Below are 21841 nucleotides of genomic sequence, written 5' to 3'. Positions count from 1 at the left end.
CCGCTCAGCTGACTGTGTATTCGGGGCTGACCAGGCCGGCGGCCAGCAGCTTGCGGGGCTCGCCGGCCAGCGGGGTGAGGGCGGCCCGGGTCCGCGCGCTCCAGCCGTCCACCACCAGGAGCCGCGCCAGCGCGTCCGCCCGGCCGGCGGTGGGGGCGGCGGTCAGCCGGGCCAGCACCGCCGGATTCACCGCGCTGGCGAGCAGGCCGGCGGTCCGCAGCCGCGCCTGCAACGAGGAGGTGGTCAGCCAGGCGGCCCCGGCCGGCCACCCGCCGACGCTCGGCGGTCGTAGCGGCACCTGGTCCAGCGCGTTGAGGCTGGCCAGTAGTTGCTTGTGTTGCTGCTCCGGCAGGGCGGCCGGTCGGATACCGAGCTGCCGCAGCGCGCCGACAAGCCACTCCACCGGCTGCTTGACGAGCGTGCCCCGGGTCTGGGCGAAGGCCGACGCCGTGAAGATCGCCCGCAGGGTCGCGATGGTGTCCGCGCCGGACAGGCCCGCCGGGGCCGGGACGTCGGTGCCGGCGTAGCGGAACCAGAGCCGCCCGGCCACGAACGTCGCCGCCGCGGGTTGGGCGGCCAGCAGCCCGGCGTACGCCTCGGCGTCGAACCGGCCGCGCTGCCCGAGGATCGTCTTCTCGGCGGGGTCGTGCCGGTTGGCCGCGAAGCGGGCCACCCCGGCCCGCCTGTCGACCACCCACCCGGTCAGGGCGCGCGCACCGGCTTTCACGTCCGCCTCGGAGTAGGCGCCGATGCCGAGGGTGAACAGCTCCATCAGCTCGCGGGCCAGGTTCTCGTTCGGGGCCTTGCGGGTGTTCTTCTGCCCGTCCAACCAGATGATCAGGGCGGGGTCGCGCACCATCGCGGTCACCAGCGGGGCCAGCGGCCCGCGTCCGTGTCGGCGCAGCGTGTCCAGTTGGCCCTGCATCATCCGGGCCGACTTGACCTTCTGTGCGCTCGTCGCCCAGTGCCCGTGCCAGAAGAAGAGCAGCTTCTCGGTCAGCCCGTCCTCGGCGGCCACCATCCGGTCCAACCACCAGCCGGTGACCTGCTGGAGTTGCTTGCGCCGCTCCGCGTTGGCCTGCTGGCGCTGCTCGCGGCTGGATTCGCCGGTCAGTCGGGCGTACGGATCCGGGGCCAGCGCCGGCGGCGGGGTGGCCGCCGCGCCACGGTCGGCCCGCCCCGGATCGAGCAGGTGGTCCACCGTCGCCGCCGGTCCGGCCCGCTCGGCGGCGTCCACCTCGTCTGCGGTCGGCCCGAAGGTGGCCCGGCGCAGCAGATGCGCCACCGCTTCCCGATCGCTCATGGACGCCGACGCTAGGCGGCCCGTGTTCGAGGACGGTAAGGGCGGCGTCCGAATCGCGTTCAGCGTCCCTCGAAGACCGGTTTCTGCTTGCCGACGAAGGCGAACGTGGCCGCCCGGTGGTCGGCGGTGGCGCCGCAGATCGATTGGGCCTGCGCCTCGGCCGCGAGGGCGTCGGCGAGGGTGCCGGCGTCGGCGATGGAGAGCTGCCGCTTGATCGCCCCGTACGCGACAGTCGGACCGGCGGCGAGGCGCGCGGCCAACTCCTGGGCGGTCGGCAGCACCAGTTCGTCGTCGTCGGTCAGCCGGTTGAGCAGGCCGATCCGGCAGGCTTCCTCGGCGCGTACCGGCTCGGCAAGCATCAGCAGCTCCACCGCCTTGGCGTGGCCGACCAGCCGGGGCAGGGTCCACGAGGCGCCGGTGTCGGCGGCGAGGCCGACCTTGGCGAAGGCCATCAGGAAGCTTGTGGACGGGCCACCGATGCGGATGTCGGCGAGGAAGGCAAGCGACGCGCCCGCGCCGGCGGCCATCCCACGAACCGCGGCGATCACCGGCTTGGGCAGGTTGGCGAGCCGGGCGGCGATCGGGTTGTAGTGCGCCCGGACGGTACCCAGCGGATCGCTCGCCGCGTTTTCCAGCGTCGCCACGTGCTCGCGCAGGTCCTGGCCGGCGCTGAACGAGCCGCCCGCCCCGGCCAGCACTACCGCCCGGCAGGACCGGTCGGTCTCCAGCTCCGCCAGGGTGTCCCGCAGCGCCTCCTTCAGCGCCACGTCGAGCGCGTTCATCGCGTTCGCCCGGTTGAGCGTGAGAGTGACGACGGCGTCGGTCCGGTCGACGAGCAGCGGCTCGGTCACGTGTCTAACGACCCTTCTGTCGGACGAGGCGGTTGCCGGCGTCGAGGCACTGCTCGACGTACCGGTCCGCGGCCGGCCGCAGGCGGGCGGCGTGCCGGTCGAAGAAACTGGCCGCGGCGGTGCCGGGCCAGCGTTCGGGCAGCAGCGCCGGGGGCAGCTGCGGGTCCCGGAAGAGGAAGGTACGCCACGCGTGCACCAGCCGGAACCGGGTCGCGTACGCCTCCTCGTCGCTGCTGCGCACGGTGACGGCGGAGAGCAGGGGGCGCTGATCCGCGACGAACCGCTCGTAGGCGCGGCCGATCTCGGTCAGGTTCCAGGCCCGCCGGACCACACCCATGGCGCCGGGGGTGCCGGAGAAGTGGGAGGCGGTGAACCGCTCGAACCGGATGCCGGCCTCGGCCAGGATCAGGTCGACGTCGTCGGCGGGTCGGGTGGCGACCCAGGTCTGCTCGTCGAGCGTGCCGTAGCCGAGGAAGCTCAGGTTCGCGGCCAGCCGTTGCCGGTCCCGTCGGGAGCCCGGGGCCTCCAACACCAGCAGATCGAACCGGCCGTCCCAGGTGACCCGGCCGGTCCGGTAGATCCGGGACGCCGCCTCGTCGAGTCGTCGGGCGGCTTTCGGTGTGATCGAATATCCCGGTCCGGAGATCAACCGGAGCGGCTCGAGCCAGCCCTGACGCACCATCCGGGACACGGCGGTGCGAACGGCTGGCGGTGCGATTCCCAGCGGCGCCAGCAGCTTGACCAGGGCAGCAACCGGTGCGCGGCCACCCCTCGGCCGGAGGTGGTCGCCGTACAGGTCGAAGAGTGCCGACCGTGCCTGCATGACCGCACATTGTGACAGGCCTTCTCAAGATAAGCTAGATGCTGTTACATCAATGCTGCTCCGGTTTGGGTCCGGCGGTGTTCATCAGGGAAAATCGTTTGTTGACACCTCCGCGACAGTTGCGGGTGGTCGTGACGAAGTGGCTGTGGGGCAACCCACCGACCCTGGTGTAGGTCTGAGGGGAGACAACATGGCGGCGATGAAGCCGCGGACGGGCGACGGTCCGCTGGAAGTCACCAAGGAGGGGCGGGGCATCGTCATGCGGGTCCCGCTGGAGGGCGGTGGCCGGCTCGTCGTCGAGATGACTCCCGACGAGGCCAACGCGCTCGGTGACGCGTTGAAGGCGGCGGCCGGCTGAGTAAGGAGTGGTCCGGGCGGCTTCCACCGCCCGGAGCGTTCGGCGACCCTGAGCCACCGGTACCGCCGGTGGCTCAGGGTCTTCATTCCTGCGGGCAGGCGGGCTGAGTCCCGCTCCGCGACACTTTCCTGGAGGTACGGTTCCGCGTGCTCGCCATCCGTCTGATCGCCGAGCCCGACCGGCTCGACGTCCTCGTCCTGCCTGTCCGTCCCGCCGATCCGGCGGCGGGAGGTGACGCCTCGGCCGAGCCGGTGTCGACGGCTGCGGCCCCGCCGGACGGCACGGCCGACGAGGCAGCCGCGCTGGCGTCGGCGGCCCGGCTGGACGGCCGAGCTGGCGAGATCCACACCCAGTTGCGTCCCGGCCGTACCCCCGGTCGGCTCCTGCTGCTCGGCATCGGCGACGGTGGCGAGGCGGCGTGGCGGACGGCCGGCGCGGCCCTGGCCCGCAGCACCGGCGCGAGTGAGACGCATATCACCATCGCGCTGCCGGCCGAGCTGACTCCGACCGAGGTGCGCGGGTTGACCGAGGGGCTGCTGCTCGCCTCGTACCGGTACCGGCTGACCGAGGCCGGTGACGCGCCGACGCTCACCGACGTCGACCTGCTGCTCGCCGACCCGGCCACCTTCGAGGCCGTCGTCGCCACGGCCCGGACCACCGCGGCGATGACCCATCTCGCCCGTGACCTGACCAACACCCCCGCCTCGGTGAAGACCCCGCAGTGGTTCGCCGACCAGGTGGCCTCCGCCGCAGCCGACCTGCCGGACCTGCGACTGCGGGTCCGCGGCCCGGCCGAGTTGGCCGCCGAGGGCTTCGGCGGAATCCTCGCCGTGGGCGGTGGCTCGGCCAGCGGCCCGCGACTCGTCGAGCTGGACTGGCACCCCGCCGACGCGCGTACCCATGTGGTGCTTGTCGGCAAGGGCATCACCTTCGACACCGGCGGCATCTCGATCAAGCCGGTGCCGGCGATGAAACTGATGCGCAAGGACATGGCCGGCGCGGCAGCTGTCGTCGCCGCCACCCTCGGCGCCGCCGCGCTACGGCTGCCGGTCCGGATCACCACGCTCGCCCCGCTCGCCGAGAACATGGTGAGCGGCTCGGCGTTCCGCCCCGGCGACGTCGTCCGGCACTACGACGGAACGACAAGCGAGACGACCAACTCCGACGCCGAGGGTCGACTGGTCCTCGCCGACGCCCTGGCGTACGCGGTGCGGGAGCTCAAACCGGATCTGCTGCTCGACCTGGCCACCCTCACCGGCGCCAACGCCGTGGCGCTCGGCAAGCGCACCGCCGCCCTGTACAGCGAGAACGACCAACTGGCCGCTGACGTGCTGGCCGCTACCGAGGCGGCCGGCGAGTCGGCCTGGCGGATGCCGCTGCACAACGACTACGTCGAGTACCTGGGCAGCGACATCGCCGATCTCTACAGTGCGCCGACCCAGGGGGCCGGATCGGTGCTGGCCGCCCTCTACCTGCGCGAGTTCACGGGCGAACTACGGGACCGCTGGCTGCACCTGGACATGTCGGCCCCGTCCTGGGCGGACGGCGACCAGGCCGAGGTCAGCCGCGGCGCCACCGGTTGGGGCGTGCGGTGGTTGCTGCGTTGGCTGGCCAGCGTCGACTGACCCGGATCAGCACTTCACCGCGGCGAGCACACCGTGCCCGACCGGAAGCAGGGCGGGGATCCAGTGCTCCGACTCCCGGACGGCTTTGATCGTCTCGCGGACCGTCACCGTCTCCGCGTCCCGGGCGGCCGGGTCACCGATCCGGCCGCTCGCCAACACGCCGTTGAGGGCGAGCACACCGCCCGGGCGCAACAGCCGCAGTGCGGCTTCCACGCAGGCGTGGAAGCCGGTCGCCTCCGCGTCCACGAAGACCAGGTCGTACGCGCCGTCGGCGAGTCGGGGCAGCACGTCGAGCGCCCGACCGGTGATGATCCGCGTACGGCCGGCCGCGAAGCCCGCCTCGGCGAAGATCCGCCGGGCGATCCGCTGATGCTCCACCTCCACGTCGATAGTGGTGAGCACACCGTCGGCGCGCATGCCGCGCAGCAGCCAGACCCCGCTCACCCCGGTGCCGGTGCCGATCTCCACCACCGCGCGGGCGTTGCCGGCGGCAGCCAGGAGCCGCAACGCCGCTCCGGCGCCGGGGGTGACCGCGTCGAGGCCCACCTCCAGGGCCAGGCTACGGGCGGTGCGCAGGACGAGATCCTCGGTGACGTAAGACTCGGCGAACTGCTGGGCCTGGGCCGACGAACTGCCGGTACCGGCGACCGTGGCGATGGGGCACCTCCGGGAGCGGTGCGTGGTGCGGGGGCGGGTTGGCACTGTGAGCGTAGAGGCGACCGCCAGGGGGCGCAGTCGGGCCTCCGTCTGACGCGATCACAGGGGCAACCGCTGACTCCACCGCGGGCATCCGTGCAATCCTGGAAGCGGCATCCCGTCAGCCGCGACCAGACCGGCCCGTGGCCGGGCGACGCGGCGCGGGATCCGGGGACCGACTGGGAGGCACCGACGTGACCGACGGCTGGGACTGGCGCCGGGGCGGTGAGACTCCGGCTCCGGCGCGACCGCCCGGGGCAGGGGCCCCGCCAGCGGGATCGCCCACCACGCCGGGGGCCGGCAGCACGCCCGCTGCGCCGCCGTCGGGCAGCCTGCCCGCCGAACCACCGCCGGGGGGTGCGGCCGCCGTGCCGCCGCCGGGCAGCCTGCCGGTTGGGCCGCCGCCGGGAGGTACGGCTGTTGGGCCGCCGCCGGGCGGCGTGCCGTTCGGGTCGCCGGCTGGCGTGCCGGGTTCCGGGTACCCGCCGGTGGCACAGGCACCGGGTTGGCAGGTGCCTGTGGCCGGCGGACCTGGCACCGCCGGGGCGTCGCCCTGGTGGTCCGACGCGCTCGCCGATCCCTGGCGGGACCCGTCGGCACCGACAGCGGTGGTGGTGCCGGGGGCGGTGGCGGTCGGCTCCGAGCCCGAGCCGGTCACCGATCCGGACGCGCCGGGTCGGCCGACGTTACGCCAACTGTTGCTCATTCCCGTGATCACCGCGTTGCTGGCCGGCACCCTCGGTGGGGCGTTGGGCTACGCGTTCGCGGTCCGTGGCGGGGCTGCCGGGGTGGTGCTCGGCGGTGCGCCAGCGGAGGCACCCGCGCTTGCCCAACGCAAGCCGGAGTCGCTGGCCGGGGTCGCCGAACGGGTCCTGCCCAGCGTGGTCACCATCCGGGTGAGCAGCCTCGGCGGGACCAGCGAGGGCTCCGGCTTCATCGCCACCGCCGACGGTCACGTGATCACCAACGACCACGTGGTGGCCGGTGGCACCGGCAAGGCCTCGGTGGTCTTCAACGACGGCAGCACCGCGCCGGCGACGATCGTCGGTCAGGATCCGGAGTCGGACATCGCGGTGATCAAGGTGAGTCGGAGCGGACTGCGACCTGTGGAGTTCGGCGACTCCGACGCCCTGGCCGTCGGTGACCCGGTGCTCGCCATCGGCTCGCCGCTGTCGCTCGCCAACACGGTCACCGCCGGCATCGTGAGTGCCCTGGACCGGACGATGCAGGCCGGCGAGCCGGGTGGCCCGATCCGGTACTACGCGGCCATCCAGACCGACGCGGCAGTCAACCACGGCAACTCCGGTGGGCCGTTGGTCGACGGAGCCGGACGGGTGGTCGGGGTGAACTCGACAATCAAGTCGCTTGTCGCCGAGGGGCAGGAGGCGGGCAACATCGGCCTCGCCTTCGCCATTCCGATCAACCAGGCCAAGCGGGTCACCCAGGACATCATCGGCACCGGCAAGGCCCGGCGTACGGTGATCGGTGCCCGGGCGGACGGCCCGAGTGGGGTCGCCGGGGGTGGTCTGCGGCTGGCGGAGGTGGAGCCCTCCGGCCCGGCGGACAGCGCCGGGCTGAAGGCCGGCGATGTCATCCTCAAGATCAACGGGCGGCCGATGACCGAGCCGACGGACCTGACCGCGCTGGTCCGCAAGTTCGCGCCGGGCTCGGTGGTGTCCGTCGAGTTTCGACGAGGCTCCGCCCGGCAGAACACCTCGGTAACACTCGCCGCGGACGCGAAGTGAACACCGTTCAACCCCTTGCCCGAACGCCGCCCGGCGTGCGTAGTCTTGCTGCTGAGGCGGAGAGGAGGCCAGCGGGATGTTCGAGAACCTGAACTGGTGGGAGATCGGGGCGCTGCTGCTCCTGGCGCTGCTGATCTTCGGTGATCGGCTGCCCGCGGTCATCAACGACGGCCTGCGGCTGGTGCGCAACCTGCGCAACATGGCCCGTAACGCCACCGGCGACCTGAGTCGTGAGCTGGGCACCGACATCCAGCTGGAGGACCTGCACCCGAAGGCCTTCATCCGCAAGCACCTCCTCAGCGAGGAGGACGAGGCGGCGATCCGCAAGCCGTTGCAGGGCGTCTACGACAACCTCCGCGCCGACGTCGGCAGCGTGCACGACGACCTGAAGGACGTGGCCAGCGCCGCGGACGTGCGCTCGGGCGGCTCCCGGCCCAGCACGGCCACCGGCAGCCCGTCGGCGCCGGCTCCCCGCGCCAGCTACGACGACGCCACCTGACGGACCCGCTCCGCACCGCCTGAGCCTCAGCCCGACGGTGATCAACTCGGATTTCGGGAAGTCGGCCTCTCCGTCGGGGTGGAATACCCCGACATCCTCAAAGTCGAGTCGACCACGAGACGACTCAGCCCGTCGGCCGATGGGCGGCCGACGGGCTGGCGGTGTGCGTCGAGGTCAGCGGCCGGCGGGCTTGAGACCGAGCGGCTTGCCGAGCAGCGACTCACGGCGCAGCGCGAGCCGGTCGGCGACCGCGCCGAGGGCCTGCGCGGCCGGCGACTCCGGCTCGGCCAGCACTATCGGGTTGCCCGCGTCGCCGGCCTCGCGGACCCGGGTGTCAAGCGGGATCTGACCGAGCAGCGGCACCTGGGCGCCGATGGTCCGGCTCAGCGACTCGGCGACGGCCGTGCCACCCCCGGCACCGAAGATCTCCATCCGGGATCCGTCCGGCAACTCCAGCCAGGACATGTTCTCGATGACGCCAACCACCCGCTGGTGGGTCTGCAGGGCGATCGCGCCGGCCCGCTCGGCCACCTCGGCGGCTGCCGTCTGCGGGGTGGTGACCAGCAGGATCTCCGAGTTGGGCAGCAGTTGGGCAAGTGAGATGGCCACGTCACCCGTGCCCGGAGGCAGGTCGAGCAGGAGCACGTCCAGGTCGCCCCAGTAGACGTCGGCCAGGAACTGCTGCAACGCCCGGTGCAGCATCGGGCCGCGCCACACCACCGCGGCGTTGCCGGAGGTGAACATGCCGATCGAGATCACCTTCACGCCGTGCGACTGCGGCGGCATGATCATGTCTTCGACCCGGGTGGGACGGCCGTCCGCGCCGAGCATCCGGGGCACCGAGTGGCCGTAGATGTCAGCGTCGACAACGCCGACGGAGAGCCCACGGGCGGCCAGCGCCGCCGCCAGGTTGACAGTCACGCTGGACTTGCCGACGCCACCCTTGCCGCTGGCCACCGCGTACACCCGGGTGCGGGAGCCGGGCTGCGCGAACGGGATGACCGGCTCCTCCGTGGCACCCCCACCGCGCAGTTGCGACTGCAACGACTGCCGCTGCTCCGGGGTCATCACCCCGAAGTCGATCTCCACGCCGGTCACGCCGGGCACCGCGGCGACCGCGCTCGTGATGTCCGTACGCAGTTTGTCCTTGAGCGGGCAGCCGGCGACGGTGAGCAGCAGCTCGACGCGTACGACGCCGTTGGCAGCGATCGTGGCGGAGCGGACCATGCCCAGCTCGGTGATGGGCCGGCGGATCTCCGGGTCGTTGACGGTGGCCAGGGCGGCCTGGATCGCGTCCTCGACGGTGCTCACGGGTGCTGACATGCCCGCAATGCTACGTCGCGGGGCATCCGCTGCCGCTGCTGCCCGGGGCGGTGTGAGCCAATCGATGACCCACGGATCAGCTCTCCGACCGGCGCGGCCCGGTGCCGTCCGGCCGGGGGTCGTGGGCGACGTCGCCGTCCAGGTCGTCGCGCGGCTCGTCCAGGCCGCCGCCGTCGGTCGGCCGCTGCCCGCGTCGCTCCTGCTGGCGGCGCTCCAACCGTTGCCGGCGCTGCCCCACCTCGTCCAGCTCCTCGGCCAGCCGGGCCAGTTCCGAGCGGAGGAAGTCACGGGTGGCCACCTCACCCATCGCGATCCGCAGTGCGGCGATCTCCCGGGCCAGGTACTCGGTGTCCGCCTTCTGCGCGGTGGCTCGCCGCCGGTCCTCCTCCAACGCCAACCGGTCCCGGTCGGCCTGCCGGTTCTGGGCCAGCAGGATCAGCGGTGCGGCGTAGCTGGCCTGCAACGACAGCACCAGGGTCAGGAACGTGAAGGTGTACGGGTCGAAGCGCAGGTCCACCGGGGCCAACGTGTTCCAGGCGAACCAGATCGCGATCACCACAGTCATGACGACGATGAAGTTCGCGGTGCCCATGCCCCGGGCGATGCCCTCCGACCACCTGCCGAACGCCTCCGCGTCGAACCGGGGCAGCTTGATGCCCCGGGGTTCGCGCGGCTGGTCCAGCCGTTCGGTCCGCCGCTGCTCAGCCATCCACGCCGTCCAGCACGGTGTCGGTGGTGCCCGGGGCGGTCAGGGCGTCGCGGTCCCGCCAGTCCCGGGGTAGCGAGTGGTCCAGCACGTCGTCCACCGTCACGGCACCGACCAGCCGGTTGTTCCGGTCGATCACCGGCATGGCGACCAGGTCGTAGGTCGCCATCCGACGGGTGATCTCCGGCAGCGGTGTGGTGGGGCGCAACGGGTCGATGTCGTTGACCACCACCTTGCCCAGCAGGTCGGCCGGCGGTTCGCGCAGCAGCGCCTGGAAGTGCACCATGCCCAGGTAGCGGCCGGTCGGGGTGTTCTGCGGTGCCCGGGTGACGAAGACCTGCGCGGCGACGGCGGGGGAGAGCTGCGGCTCCCGGATCCGGGCCAGCGCCTCGGCGACCGTGGCGTCCGGCGGGAGGATGACCGGCTCCGACGTCATCACACTGCCCGCCGTGCCCGGCGTGTACTTCAGCAGCTGACGCACCGGGTCGGCCTCGTCCGGTTCCATCAGGTCCAGCAGCACGTCCTGCTCCGGTGGGGGTAGCTCGTTGAGCAGGTCGGCCGCGTCGTCCGGGTCCATCTCCTCAAGGACGTCCGCGGCCCGTTCCCGGTCCAGTGCGGCGAGGATCTCCACCTGGTCGTGCTCCGGCAGTTCGCTGAGCACGTCGGCCAGCCGCTCGTCGTCGAGCGCGGCCGCTACCTCGTTGCGCCGTGTGTCGGGCAGGTCCTGAAGCGCGTTGGCCAGGTCGGCGGGGCGCATGTCCTCCAGGACGGCGAGCAGATTCGCCGTACCCCGGTTGTCGGCGATGCCGCTGAGCCCGCGCACCCGGTCCCACTCGACCTGGTGCAGGTGGCCGCGGCGGCTGAGTCGCCCGGTCTGCTCGCGTACGGCGACCCGGGTCAGCGACCACTCGTCGCCCCGGCTGCACTCCATCGCGACGTCCACCACCGCGCCGGGCTGGCCGCCCGGGTCGAGCTGCACCCGCCGATCGAGCAACTCCTGGAGGACCAGCAGCTCGTTCGGGCGCTTCTCGAAGCGGCGCAGGTTGAGGGTGCCGGAGCCGAGCACCACCGCGTCCGCGTCGATGGAGGTGATCCGGTTGATGGACAGGAAGATCCGGCGACGCATCGGCATCTCGGCGACGAGCCCCACCACCTCCGGAGGTCGTTTGGTCGCCCGTAGCCGGGCCACGGCGTCGCGAACCCGCCCCACCTGGTCGCCGTTCGGGTCGAAGACGGCGACTCCGGCGAGACGGGCGATGTAGACCCGGGTCGGCGTGCTCACGCGCACCAGCCTAAGCGCCTAGTGTTTATCAACATGTCGACCTTGGCCTACGAGATCGTGGACGTCTTCACCGACCGCCCGTTCGCCGGCAACCCGCTGGCCGTGGTGTTCGGCGCGGAGGCGCTGGCCACCGAGCAGATGCAGGCGCTCGCGCTTGAGTTCAACCTTTCCGAGACGGTGTTCGTGCTGCCGCCGACCCAGGTCGGTGCCACCTACCGGGCGAGGATCTTCACGCCGGCCGAGGAGTTGCCGTTCGCCGGGCACCCGAGCGTCGGCGCGGCGGTCACCGCGAGCCGACGAGGGATGTTCGGTGTGGGGCAGGTCACCCAGGAGTGCGGAGCCGGGGTGCTGCCGATCGAGGTGACAGCGACCGGGGCGACGTTGACCGGTGGCACGCCGACCCTCGGGCCGGAGTTGGACCCGGAGCCGTTGCTGGAGATCGCCGGGTTGACCGCTGCCGACCACGTCGGGCCGGCTCCCCGCGTCGCGGGCTGCGGGCTGGAGTTCCCGTACCTGCCGGTGCGCGCGGAGTCGGTGGCCCGTGCGCGGGTGGACGCGGCGGCGGCGCAGCGGTACGGGGTGTCGCACGTCAGCGTCTTCTCCTGGGATGCCGCCGCGCAAACCGCGCACGCGCGGGTGTTCGTGCCGGGGCTGGGTGTCCCGGAGGACCCGGCGACCGGCTCGGCGGCGCTCGGCCTCGGGGTCTGGCTGGTGGCGACCGGGCTGCTGCCCGGTGCGGGGCTGTCCCGGTACGCGGTGCGTCAGGGCGTGGAGATCAACCGCCCGTCCGCGCTGGCCTGCACTGTCACCGCGGCGGACGGGGTGGCGGTCGGGGCGACGGTCGCCGGTCAGGTGATGCCGGTGGCCCGGGGCGAGATCACCGTTCCGCCCTTCGTGGGTTGAGCGGCGGTGCCGATGCGGGAGGATGCGGGTGTGACGGACGAGAACGCCCCCGGGGGCACACCGCTTGTCGACGAGGCGATGAAGAAGGCCGCGGTGGCCTGGGTCAGCGTGGCCGGTGGGCCGTCGCTCGCCCTCTGGTGCGCCCCGCTCGAGGGTGCGCTGCTCGTGGTCTCCGGGCCGGGCGAGCAGGCCGCGCCGGGTCTGGCCGACGCGACCGAGGCGCAGGTCACCCTGCGCGGTGATCATGGTGGTCGGATCGTCACCTGGCCGGCCCGGGTGAGCCGGGTGCGGCCGGGCACCGAGGCGTGGGACACCGCCGCACCGCTGGTGGCGGCGAAGCGCCTCAACGCGCCGGGTCCGACCGCCGACCTGGTGGCCCGCTGGGCGGCCGACGGGTGTGCGGTGAACCGACTCACCCCGGCGGGTACGCCGCTGGCCGGCGCGGAGCTGCCCGCCGACGCGCAGGCCGAGCCACCCCGGGCCACCCCGGCGGTGCGGGCCACCCGCAAGCCGTTCCGCCTGCACCGGGTCCGCCGGCGCTGACCGCGACCGCGCCTCGATCCCCGCGGTCCGCTGCCGGTCTTCCGCGACCGCGCCTCGATCAACGCCGGCCGCGACGGCCCGCCGCGACCGGACCGCCGCCGCTGCTCGGGTCAACCGGCCCGGCCGCCGACGCCCACCACGTCGACGAGGGTGAGCACCTCACCCAGTGCGCCGAGCGTGGGACCCTGCCAGTCCAGGTCGGCGTTGAACACCATGTGTGTGGCCAGATCCGGGGCGGCGAGTCGGACGGCGGTCATCCCGGCCCGCTCGGCGCCGGTCAGCTCCTGGCTGCCGCCGTCACCGACGTAGAGGCAGTCGGCCGGCGTGAGCCCGAGCCGCTGACAGGCGGTCAGGTAGAGCACCGGATCCGGCTTGCACCGTCCTACCTGCACCGAGAAGACCCGCACGTCGAGCAGTGGGGCGACCGCGAGTTGGGGCAGGAAGGCAGGGAGCTCGTGCGTACAGTCGCTGATCACGCCGGTGCGCAGGCCGCGTTGGCGCAGGGCCGCCAGCACCGGCACGGCCTCGGCCCGCAGCCAGGTGTCCGCGCGGACCGCCCGGTGCCGGGACGCCACCGCCGCCCGCACCGCGTGGTCAGTGGGGTGTACGCCGACCTGGGCGCATACCCACCGCAGGGTCGCCTCGGCGTTGCCGAGCCGGCCGGTGGCCCGTTCGTAGTAGGTGCGGTTCAGCACCTCGGTGAGCGCATCGGTGTGGCAGCCGAGCAGCTCGGCGGTGCCGAGGTGCGCGACACCGCGCTGCACCGGGCGGGTCAGGGTGCCGAAGAAGTCGAACAGCACCGCCTGGTAGCTGGGCATGGGGGAACGCCTCCGGGCGGTCGGGGGTCGCCGGCGCGGAACCGCGTGATCGTAACGGAGTGATGACCCTCCGTGCTGACCGTCATACGTGTGAGGATTACGTCCCGTGCCCCCACCTTCATCCCGACCGACAGTGGATCCACTGACGACCGGCGCGGTCGGGCTGGCCGTGGTCGCCGTGTCGTCGTCCGCGCCGCTTATCGCGTACGCGGCGGCCCCCGCGCTGGCCATCGCGTTCTGGCGCAACCTGCTCGCGGTGGCCGTGCTGAGCCCGTTCGCGCTGGCCCGACGCCGCGCCGAGTTCCGCCGGCTGACCGTCGGGGCGGGGCGCCGGGAGGGCCTGTTCTGCGTGCTGTCCGGGGTCGCGCTCGCCGGGCACTTCGCGACCTGGGTGCCGAGCGCCCAGCTCACCACCGTCGCCACGTCCACCGCCCTGGTCGCCACCCAACCGGTCTGGCAGGGGCTGATCGCCCGCGCCCAGGGGCGGCGGTTGCCCCGGGTGGTGTGGATCGGCATCGCGGTGGCGGTCGGCGGTGCGGCGATCGCCACCGGGGTGGACGTGGGAGTCTCCGGTCGGGCCGTCCTCGGCGACGTGCTGGCGCTGGTCGGGGCCATGTTCGCCGCCGTCTACACCGCCTTCGGCGAACGGGCCCGTGCCAGCATCAGCACCACCACCTACACCACCATCTGCTATGGGATCTGCGCGCTGATCCTGCTGGCCCTGTGCCTGGTCGGCGGGGTACGGCTGACCGGGTTCGACGGGCGCACCTGGCTGGCCATCCTGGCCCTGGTGGCCGGCGCGCAGTTGCTCGGGCACTCGATGTTCAACTACGCCCTGCAGAAGATCTCGGCGACCACGGTGAGCGTGCTGATCCTGCTGGAAGCCCCCGGCGCGGCCCTGCTCGGCTGGGCCTGGCTGGGACAGTTGCCCCGCCCGTACGCGCTTGTCGGGATGGCGCTGCTGCTGGTCGGGGTGGCGGTGGTGGTGCTCGGCGGTGCTCGCGCCGGCCGCCGGGCAACCGCACCCACCGCCCTGCCCGCCGATCCGACGCCACTGCCCTGAAGGAGATTCAGAGGTACGCGGCGAAGTGCTCGGCCACCAGGTCGGTAAGTCCTTCCCCGTCCAGGCTGCCGTCGACCTGGATCACCCGGACCGCGAGTCGCTCGGCCTGCACGACCGCGTCCGCCGCCACCAACTCGTCGCGTTCCCACCGGTGCCGGTTCGCACGACTCGGATCGCTGACCCCGGCCACCGGGGCGTTGGCCCGGGGCAGCCGACTGAGCTGGTCGGCGCGAAACCCGGGGGTTGGCACCAGCACCACCATCTGCCGTACCGACTCCACGAGCGGCGCGACAAGTTCTGGTCGCAGCCCCCACCCCTCGGCCACCACCCGCCGGCCGGAGACCAGGGCGCTGAGGTCGTCGAGCACCCATTCGAAGCGACGGGGAAAGCCGGCAAGTGTCTCAGCCGCCATCCGCGCCGGATCGGTGTGCACCCAGGTGGCGTCCGGGTCGGGACCGGCAGGCGGCTCACCACGCCGGACGCGGTCGGCCACGCGCCGGTCGTCGTGGCCGCGGGCGTCGTGCCGGTCGTAGAGGTACGCGGTCAGTCCGTGCCGCAGCGCCAGGTTGACGGCGACTGTGGACTTGCCGGCCCACTGCCCGCCGCCGATCCAGAGGGCCCGTCGCGCGGTGGCCATCGCATCGAAATTCACCTACTCACCCTGACCCTCGGCTAAGCCAAGATCAAGTCTTGTTCTCGCGGGTTGAGGATGATGAAGTAGAGGTAGAAGGCACGTCCCGCACCTCGATGACCCGGGTGGTCGGCGCGGAGTCGCCGGAAGTGGCGCCCAACGTGCCCTGTTCCCCGTCGGCGAGGAACACATTCGCCGCCTGGTTCCCTCCGCAGCAGGTCCGCCCGGCGTCTATCCCGGCGAGGAGGGCGATCCGTTGACGACTGAGGACCGCACCCGGGACGGCTTCGCCGACTTCGTCCGGGCCGAGACCGCCGGGCTGACCCGGCTCGCGTACCTGTTGACAGGTGACCGGCACCACGCCGAGGACCTCGTCCAGGTTGCCCTGGCCCGGGTCGCGGTGCGCTGGGAGCGGGTCGCGGAGCCGCACGCCTACCTGCGTCGGGTGCTCTGCACCCAGGCGGCCAGTTGGTGGCGTTGGCGACGGGCCCGCCCACCGGAGCGGCTGGACGGGGTGGTGCCGGAACTACCCCATCCGGGTGACGACGCCGACGTCCGCCTGGTGCTGTGGACAGCGTTGGCCCGGCTCACCGTGCGGCAGCGTGCGGTTCTCGTGTTGCGTTACTACGAGGACCGCACCGAGACCGAGACGGCCGCGCTGCTCGGCTGCCGGGTCGGCACCGTGAAGAGCCAGACCCGGCACGCCCTGGGCCGGCTGCGGGTGCTCGCCCCCGAGTTGGCCGAACTCGTCGGCCAGAGCCCGCAGGAGGTGACCTCCCGATGACCGCCCGACTCTCCGAGGCGCTGCACCGCCTCGCCGCCGACGTGCCGGCCGCGCGCGTACCGGACGGGCTCTTCGACGCGGCGCGGACCCGGCACCGTCGTCGCCGGGCCGTCGTCGCCGGCACCCTCGCCGTCCTGGTCCTTCTCCTCGGCACCGGGTACGCGCTGCACCCGGTGACCCTGCCGCTGCCCGCCGGCCCGCGTCACGAGCGGGCGGGCCTGCCCACCAGGCTCGTCGACCCGCCGCTGCGGACCGCCTCGATCGGCTACTCGGCGCCGGGCGCGGCGGCGATGCTCTTCGGTGGTCCCGCTGTGCGCACCAACTGGTTCGAAACCCGGGTGGGTGTGGTGGCCGCCGCCGACGACCGCTACCGGGTGTTCGACGGCGATCCGGCCGTCGCGGGTTTCGAGGCGCTGCTCTCCCCGGACGGCCGGTACGCCTGGGTGGGCGCGTCGCTGCTCGACCTGACGTCCGGTCGGACCCTTCGAGACCGCCCGGACGGCTACCCGCTCGCCTTCGCGCCGGACGGGAAACGCCTGGTCTACGCCACCGACGACACCACGTTCACGGCCCCGAACACCTACCACACCCCGTACGTGGGGGTCTACGACCGGGAGCGCGGATCGGACGTGCTGCGGGTGCGGGTCGGCACCGGCTGGATCCCGCCGGGGCGCACGGCCGCGCTGTCGCCGGACGGCGGCGACCTCGCGCTCCAGGTCCGCGACGAGGTCTGGCTGACCCGGGTGGACGACGCGGGCGCGGATCAGGTCGCCGAGCCGTACCGGAAGCTGCCGCTGCTGGGTGGGCGGCTCGCCGGGGCCGGGTCCTGGCTGCCGGACGGCCGTTCGGTGGCCGTCCTCGGCCGGTCCACCTGCACCGACTGCCCGGTGCCGTCCTACCGGCGCACCTGGACACTGACCGTCCGGTCGACTGTCGATGGTGCCCCGTTGGCAGCGGCGGCGTTCCCGCCGCTGCGCTCCCGCTCGTTCGTGCAACTGCTCGGCTGGCGCTCGCCGGACGAGGCTGTGGCGTTGGTCGGCGTGCCGGGTCCGACGGCGGAGGATCTCCCGGAGGAGCACGACATCGCCTGGGGGCCGTATCACGAGGTCGGCACGCAGGCTGTGGAACTCGTGGTGCTACGTCGGGGGGCCGCCGCGCCGGACGTGCTCTTCCGGACCCCGGAGGGCATCACCGACCTGTCGGTCGCCGCCGACCTCGCGATCAGCGGGGCGGTACGCGAGTCCGGCCGTCCCCACTACGGGCCGCCGCCGTTCTGGGCGCTCGCGGTGGGGCTAGTAGTGGTCGTGCTCGTCGCCCGGCCCGTGCTGTCGATGCTGCACCGCTGGCGCGACCGGCGACGGGCTCGGGCCTAGGGTCTGCTTCATAAGAGCTGGCCGGCCTGCGGGGGGTTCTGGACCTCCTGCACCTCGATGACCCGGGTGGTCGGCGCGGAGTCGCCGAGGGCGCTCCGCATGGCCATCCGCTCCGGGTCGACGAGGAACGACTCGTAGCCGCCCCGGTCGTCGAAGCGGATCACGTGCACCTCGGTTCGCCCGTCGGTGCCCCGCAGCCTCCGGTCCAGGTGGCCGCCGTGCCGCCCGAGCAGGGCCAGCACCGCGTCCTCGTAGCGCTGCCCGGCCCCCTCGGTCCCGACGGCGAACTCGACGATCGCGACAAGTGTCAGCATGCCGGCCCGCCCTAGCTGTCGAGCCCGACGGCCTTGGCGCTCGCCGCCCAGAGCCGGGCGGCGAGTTGCGGATCGGCCGCCTTGCGGCGGGGCCGGCGCGGCCGACGGTCCACGTAGTAGCCGCCGTTTATCAGCCGGGAGCGCTCCTGGTTCGCCAGCCACACAAGGGTCTCGGCGGCCTTCTCCGGGCTGCGGAACGGCACGACCCGCATGCCGAACGCCACAAGCCTGCTGTCGTTCGCGAACCGGGTGCGCACCACCCCGGGGTGGAAGCTGTACGCGGGAATGTCCGGCCAGCGCCGCGCCGCCTCGGCGGTGAACAGGATGTTCGCCTGCTTGCTGGTGCCGTACGCGCCCAGCGGGCGGTAGCCGCGCAGCGGGGCGTTCAGGTCGTCGGGGTCGAGGGTGCCGAAGCGGTGGGCGCCGGAGGCGGTCACCACGATCCGGCCCAGCCGGTCGGCGAGCAGGTTGGTGAGCAGGAACGGGGCCAGGTGGTTGGCCTGGATCGACATCTCGAAGCCGTCGACGGTGCTCAGGGGTTGCAACGCGATAGCGCCGGCGTTGTTGGCGAGCACGTCGATCCGGTCGTACGCGGCCCGGAGCTGCTCGGCCAGTCGGCGTACGTCGTCGAGGATCGCGAAGTCGGCCCGGAACAGCTCCGGGCGCTCGCCCGAGGTCTCCCGTACCCGTTCGGCCGCGGCCTGTAGGCGTGCCGGGTCCCGCCCGACCAGCGCCACCCGGTCCCCCCGGCAGGCCAGTTGCACGGCGGCTGCCAGGCCGATCCCGGAGCTGGCCCCGGTCACCACCACCAGTCGACGCCCAGTGAGATCTTCCACAGGTCCATTCACCCCGGTCATGGCGCGAGGTTACCGTGGCGTCACCACGCCCTTTGGGATCGTTAAGTTTTCGTCGCAGTCAGGTGGCGTCGGCATGTCCGCCGGACGCTGGAAGGAGCGCATCCATGGCCGCAGTCGGTCGTCCCCGCCGGTCGTGCCTCGCCGTGCCCGGTTCCAGCGTGAAGATGCTCGGCAAGGCGCAGGGGCTGCCGGCCGACCAGGTCTTCCTGGACCTGGAGGACGCCGTCGCGCCGCTGGCCAAGCCGGACGCGCGCAAGAACATCGTGGCCGCGCTCAACGAGGGCGACTGGGCCGGCAAGACCCGGGTGGTACGGGTCAACGACCTGACCACCCCGTGGACCTACCGGGACGTCATCGAGGTGGTCGAGGGCGCCGGCGCGAACCTGGACTGCGTGATGCTGCCGAAGGTGCAGACCGCCGAGCAGGTGCACTGGCTGGACCTGCTGCTCACCCAGATCGAGAAGACGCTCGGCCTGGAGGTCGGCCGGATCGGCATCGAGGCACAGATCGAGAACGCCGCAGGTCTGGTCAACGTGGACGCGATTGCCGCCGCCTCGCCGCGGGTGGAGACCATCATCTTCGGCCCGGCCGACTTCATGGCGTCGATCAACATGAGGTCGATGGTGGTCGGCGGCCTGATCCCGGACTACCCCGGCGACCCGTACCACTACATCCTGATGCGGATCCTGATGGCCGCCCGGATGCACGACAAGCAGGCCATCGACGGCCCCTTCCTGCAGATCCGGGACGTCGACGGGTTCCGCGAGGTGGCCAAGCGTTCGGCGGCGCTGGGCTTCGACGGCAAGTGGGTGCTGCACCCCGGTCAGATCGACGCGGCGAACGAGGTCTACCAGCCGGCGCAGGCCGACTACGACCACGCCGAGTTGATCCTCGACGCGTACGAGCACTACACGTCGGAGGCCGGCGGCAAGCTGGGCGCGGTGATGCTCGGCGACGAGATGATCGACGAGGCGTCCCGCAAGATGGCGCTGGTGATCGCCGCCAAGGGTCGGGCCGCCGGGATGAGTCGTACCTCGTCGTTCACCCCACCGGCCGGGTGACTGGTCGGGCTGGGACGACCGCCGCCGGCCGTCGTCCCAGCCCACCGACCGGAGGTACGCCGACCTCGCGCGTCGGTCAGGAGCTGCTGTTGCCCGTGGTGATCGCGATGATGATCGCGACGACGTAGAAGGCGAGCAGCAGCCCGAGCAGCCCGGTGAGGATCCAGCCGATGATGATGGCGGCCTTCGCCATCCCCGCACCGCCTTCGCCGCTGAGCAGGATCTGTTTCTGCGCCACGTGCCCGAGGATCGCGCCGACCGGAGCGGTGATGCAGGACGCGAAGCCGACAAGCGCGAGCACCAGCGCGGCGATCGCCATCCCGTTCGTCTTCTGCGGTGGGTAGCCGTAGCCGGGGTACTGCGGCGGGTAACCGGGTTGCGGGTAGCCGGGTTGGGCGTAGCCGGGCATCGGCTGGCCCACCGGCGGTTGCCCCCCGGCGTACGGGTCGACCGGCGCGTACGGGTCGACGGGGCCGGGTTGGGCGGGCACCGGATGACCCGCCACGAGAGTCGGGTCCGGTGCGGGGCTCGACGGCTGAGCCGGCCAGGTGGGATCGGACCAGTTTCCGGGCGGCGGGGGAGTGGTCATGCGAACTCTCTTCGTCAGGTCGGTATGCGCTGTCAGGGTAGTCAGCACAGCCCAAACCCGACGCCCCCACCACCGGGTGCCGCGTTGCTCGGATCGGTCCTAACGGGCAGGATCCTGGCATGGCATTCGACGCGCGCGCCGCGGACCGTTCCGGCAGCCGACCCAGACGGGACGTCAGCCGCCCGGGCGGGGCTCGGCGGGCCCGCGCGGCCACGCCGGCGGGCAGCCCGGGTCCGGATGAGCCGGTCGCGCTCGCCGACCCGGTGACCATGCGCCTCGACGGGCGGGTCGCCCTGGTGACCGGGGCGGGCAGCCCGGACGGCATCGGGTACGCCACCGCCCGGCGGCTCGCCGACCTGGGCGCGCGGGTGGCCGTCGTCTCCACCACCCGGCGCATCCACGAGCGGGCCGGTGAGCTGGGGGTGACCGGCTTCGTCGCGGACCTGACCGACGAGTCCGAGGTCGGCGCGCTTGCCGACGCGGTCGCCGAGCAACTGGGCGACGTCGAGGTGCTCGTCAACAACGCCGGCCTCGCCAGTCGGGCCAGTCAGGGGGTGTTGCGGCCGGTCGCGCAGCTGAGCTACGACGAGTGGCGCGGCGAGATCGACCGCAACCTGTCCACCGCGTTTCTGTGCAGCCGGGCGTTCATCGGTGGGATGGCCGAGCGAGGCTGGGGTCGAATCGTCAACCTGGCGGCCACGGCGGGCCCGGTCAACGCCCTACCCACCGAGGCCGCGTACGCGGCGGCGAAGGCCGGGGTCGTCGGGCTGACCCGGGCGCTGGCCATGGAGATGATCGCGGACGGGGTGACTGTCAACGCGGTGGCGCCCGGCACCATCCACACCGCCGCGTCCACCGTGGCCGAGATCAAGCAGGGGCTGGGCACACCGGTCGGTCGACCGGGCACCCCGGACGAGGTCGCCGCCGCGATCAGCTTCCTCTGCTCGCCGGCCGCCTCGTACATCACCGGTCAGATGCTCGTGGTGGACGGCGGTAACAGCGTCCGCGAGGCCCGGTTCCGGTGACCGGCGCGGCGGATCAGTAGCCGCCGCTGTCGCCGGTGTTGCCGAAGGCCACCAGAGCCAGCCAGCCACAGCAGGCCAGCACGGTGAGCCCGGTGAACACGTACCCGAGGATCAGCCCCCAGGTGGCGAGCTGGTCGCCCTCCTCGCCGCTGGTGCGGATCTGCCGCTTCGCCAGGTGCCCGAGCACGGCGCCGGCCGGCGGAAAGACGAAGGCGAAGATGAGCGACAGGATCGCCAGCACATTTGTGCCTCGACCCGGTCCGGTCGGCGGGCCGTACTGGGCGTAGGGGCCCTGCGGGGGATACGGCGGCTGCTGACTCCAGTGCCCCGACTGGTGCGGCCCCTGCTGCCCGTACGGCGATGGCTCGTCCGCTGGCGGCCCGTACGGTGACTGGCCGGCCGGCGGCGGCGCGTAGGGTGACTGGTCCCGGGGTGGCTCGTAGGGTGACGGCGGTTGCTCGTCTGATGGTGGTCCCGACGGCGGCGGGTGGCTCACGCGCTGTCCTCCTCCTGCCGGTGCCGGAAAAGTCCCTCTTGCCGGACGCTACCCGTAGCGGTGAACCTTTTCACAGTGGTTGTGTGGACTGGTCACCTTGGCCTCGTCGGCCCGCGCGACCGATACTGACCCAGCGTTCAGTTACCCACGAGTAGTGCGCGGATCCCCGGAGG

24 protein-coding genes are annotated in these 21841 nt (G+C 72.7%); 11 read left to right on the top strand and 13 right to left on the bottom strand.

Going from position 1 to position 21841, the window contains the following annotated elements; translation table 11 throughout:
• Positions 1-4 precede the first annotated feature (4 nt).
• The 3 genes from AB0B85_RS26490 to AB0B85_RS26480 are packed head-to-tail and all read right to left on the bottom strand — an operon-like array spanning position 5 to position 2977.
• Complete coding sequence (locus tag AB0B85_RS26490; protein ID WP_357411672.1) at positions 5-1303, bottom strand: DUF1800 domain-containing protein; 1299 nt, start codon at positions 1301-1303, stop codon at positions 5-7.
• A gap of 59 nt (positions 1304-1362) precedes the next feature.
• Positions 1363-2154, bottom strand: a complete 792-nt coding sequence (locus AB0B85_RS26485) for an enoyl-CoA hydratase-related protein (protein WP_357411671.1) — start codon at positions 2152-2154, stop codon at positions 1363-1365.
• A gap of 4 nt (positions 2155-2158) precedes the next feature.
• Positions 2159-2977 (bottom strand): PaaX family transcriptional regulator C-terminal domain-containing protein, encoded by an 819-nt coding sequence (locus AB0B85_RS26480; RefSeq protein ID WP_357075855.1) that lies wholly within the window; start codon positions 2975-2977, stop codon positions 2159-2161.
• Between the two features lie 190 nt (positions 2978-3167).
• Here AB0B85_RS26480 and AB0B85_RS26475 point away from each other — a divergent pair, with 190 nt between their 5' ends.
• Positions 3168-3335 carry a DUF3117 domain-containing protein gene (locus AB0B85_RS26475; protein ID WP_007455245.1) on the top strand — a complete coding sequence of 56 codons (168 nt, stop codon included), beginning with the start codon at positions 3168-3170 and terminating at the stop codon, positions 3333-3335.
• A gap of 146 nt (positions 3336-3481) precedes the next feature.
• Positions 3482-4960, top strand: coding sequence for a leucyl aminopeptidase family protein (locus AB0B85_RS26470; protein WP_357411670.1), 1479 nt, complete (start codon positions 3482-3484; stop codon positions 4958-4960).
• A gap of 6 nt (positions 4961-4966) precedes the next feature.
• On the opposite strand, the gene AB0B85_RS26465 is transcribed toward AB0B85_RS26470, so the two are convergent.
• A complete protein-coding gene (locus AB0B85_RS26465; RefSeq protein WP_357411693.1) occupies positions 4967-5617 on the bottom strand; it encodes an O-methyltransferase in 651 nt (216 codons plus the stop codon).
• 527 nt (positions 5618-6144) lie between these two features.
• Here AB0B85_RS26465 and AB0B85_RS26460 point away from each other — a divergent pair.
• Together AB0B85_RS26460 and AB0B85_RS26455 are read left to right on the top strand one after the other, a co-directional pair.
• The gene (locus AB0B85_RS26460) at positions 6145-7401 is read left to right on the top strand and encodes a trypsin-like peptidase domain-containing protein (protein ID WP_357411669.1); all 1257 of its coding nucleotides are present in this window, start codon (positions 6145-6147) and stop codon (positions 7399-7401) included.
• Positions 7402-7477: 76 nt separating this feature from the next.
• Positions 7478-7900: a preprotein translocase subunit TatB gene (locus tag AB0B85_RS26455; protein WP_357411668.1), complete on the top strand. Its 423-nt coding sequence runs from the start codon at positions 7478-7480 to the stop codon at positions 7898-7900.
• 174 nt (positions 7901-8074) lie between these two features.
• Here AB0B85_RS26455 and AB0B85_RS26450 read toward each other — a convergent pair whose 3' ends face one another.
• From AB0B85_RS26450 to AB0B85_RS26440, 3 genes are all read right to left on the bottom strand, one after another.
• Positions 8075-9223 (bottom strand): Mrp/NBP35 family ATP-binding protein, encoded by a 1149-nt coding sequence (locus AB0B85_RS26450; RefSeq protein ID WP_357411667.1) that lies wholly within the window; start codon positions 9221-9223, stop codon positions 8075-8077.
• A gap of 76 nt (positions 9224-9299) precedes the next feature.
• Positions 9300-9932, bottom strand: coding sequence for a DUF1003 domain-containing protein (locus AB0B85_RS26445; protein WP_357411666.1), 633 nt, complete (start codon positions 9930-9932; stop codon positions 9300-9302).
• Positions 9925-11211, bottom strand: a complete 1287-nt coding sequence (locus AB0B85_RS26440) for a CBS domain-containing protein (protein WP_357411665.1) — start codon at positions 11209-11211, stop codon at positions 9925-9927. The genes AB0B85_RS26445 and AB0B85_RS26440 overlap by 8 nt, the downstream gene beginning before the upstream one ends.
• Positions 11212-11244: 33 nt before the next feature.
• Here AB0B85_RS26440 and AB0B85_RS26435 point away from each other — a divergent pair, with 33 nt between their 5' ends.
• Complete coding sequence (locus AB0B85_RS26435; RefSeq protein ID WP_357411664.1) at positions 11245-12114, top strand: PhzF family phenazine biosynthesis protein; 870 nt, start codon at positions 11245-11247, stop codon at positions 12112-12114.
• A gap of 12 nt (positions 12115-12126) precedes the next feature.
• Positions 12127-12657: a hypothetical protein gene (locus AB0B85_RS26430; RefSeq protein ID WP_357411663.1), complete on the top strand. Its 531-nt coding sequence runs from the start codon at positions 12127-12129 to the stop codon at positions 12655-12657.
• 110 nt (positions 12658-12767) lie between these two features.
• Here the strand turns inward: AB0B85_RS26430 and AB0B85_RS26425 are convergent, their stop codons facing one another.
• Positions 12768-13475 carry an HAD family hydrolase gene (locus AB0B85_RS26425; RefSeq protein ID WP_357411662.1) on the bottom strand — a complete coding sequence of 236 codons (708 nt, stop codon included), beginning with the start codon at positions 13473-13475 and terminating at the stop codon, positions 12768-12770.
• Positions 13476-13581: 106 nt separating this feature from the next.
• Between AB0B85_RS26425 and AB0B85_RS26420 the strand changes: the two genes are divergently transcribed.
• Positions 13582-14538, top strand: a complete 957-nt coding sequence (locus AB0B85_RS26420) for a DMT family transporter (protein ID WP_357411661.1) — start codon at positions 13582-13584, stop codon at positions 14536-14538.
• 7 nt (positions 14539-14545) lie between these two features.
• Here the strand turns inward: AB0B85_RS26420 and AB0B85_RS26415 are convergent, their stop codons facing one another.
• Entirely contained in the window at positions 14546-15190 is a 645-nt protein-coding gene (locus AB0B85_RS26415; RefSeq protein WP_357411660.1) for a hypothetical protein, read from the bottom strand.
• A gap of 235 nt (positions 15191-15425) precedes the next feature.
• Here AB0B85_RS26415 and AB0B85_RS26410 point away from each other — a divergent pair, with 235 nt between their 5' ends.
• A complete protein-coding gene (locus tag AB0B85_RS26410) occupies positions 15426-15953 on the top strand; it encodes a SigE family RNA polymerase sigma factor (RefSeq protein ID WP_357411659.1) in 528 nt (175 codons plus the stop codon).
• A complete protein-coding gene (locus tag AB0B85_RS26405; protein WP_357411658.1) occupies positions 15950-17326 on the top strand; it encodes a hypothetical protein in 1377 nt (458 codons plus the stop codon). The genes AB0B85_RS26410 and AB0B85_RS26405 overlap by 4 nt, the downstream gene beginning before the upstream one ends.
• An 8-nt stretch (positions 17327-17334) precedes the next feature.
• Here AB0B85_RS26405 and AB0B85_RS26400 read toward each other — a convergent pair whose 3' ends face one another.
• Both AB0B85_RS26400 and AB0B85_RS26395 read right to left on the bottom strand, forming a co-directional pair.
• The gene (locus AB0B85_RS26400; RefSeq protein ID WP_357411657.1) at positions 17335-17640 is read right to left on the bottom strand and encodes a hypothetical protein; all 306 of its coding nucleotides are present in this window, start codon (positions 17638-17640) and stop codon (positions 17335-17337) included.
• Positions 17641-17651: 11 nt separating this feature from the next.
• A complete protein-coding gene (locus AB0B85_RS26395; RefSeq protein ID WP_357411692.1) occupies positions 17652-18476 on the bottom strand; it encodes an SDR family NAD(P)-dependent oxidoreductase in 825 nt (274 codons plus the stop codon).
• A 125-nt stretch (positions 18477-18601) separates the two neighbouring features.
• Here AB0B85_RS26395 and AB0B85_RS26390 point away from each other — a divergent pair, with 125 nt between their 5' ends.
• Complete coding sequence (locus AB0B85_RS26390) at positions 18602-19558, top strand: CoA ester lyase (RefSeq protein WP_357411656.1); 957 nt, start codon at positions 18602-18604, stop codon at positions 19556-19558.
• 76 nt (positions 19559-19634) lie between these two features.
• Here the strand turns inward: AB0B85_RS26390 and AB0B85_RS26385 are convergent, their stop codons facing one another.
• A complete protein-coding gene (locus AB0B85_RS26385) occupies positions 19635-20147 on the bottom strand; it encodes a DUF4190 domain-containing protein (RefSeq protein ID WP_357411655.1) in 513 nt (170 codons plus the stop codon).
• 119 nt (positions 20148-20266) lie between these two features.
• Between AB0B85_RS26385 and AB0B85_RS26380 the strand changes: the two genes are divergently transcribed.
• Complete coding sequence (locus tag AB0B85_RS26380) at positions 20267-21172, top strand: SDR family NAD(P)-dependent oxidoreductase (protein ID WP_357411654.1); 906 nt, start codon at positions 20267-20269, stop codon at positions 21170-21172.
• Between the two features lie 13 nt (positions 21173-21185).
• Here AB0B85_RS26380 and AB0B85_RS26375 read toward each other — a convergent pair whose 3' ends face one another.
• Positions 21186-21668, bottom strand: a complete 483-nt coding sequence (locus AB0B85_RS26375) for a DUF4190 domain-containing protein (protein WP_357411653.1) — start codon at positions 21666-21668, stop codon at positions 21186-21188.
• Between the last annotated feature and the right edge of the window lie 173 nt (positions 21669-21841).

It is taken from the genome of Micromonospora sp. NPDC049044 (assembly GCF_040649215.1).
Taxonomy (GTDB): domain Bacteria; phylum Actinomycetota; class Actinomycetes; order Mycobacteriales; family Micromonosporaceae; genus Micromonospora.
Note: the sequence above shows the minus strand (reverse complement) of the source record. Positions and strands in the feature narration are given on the sequence as shown.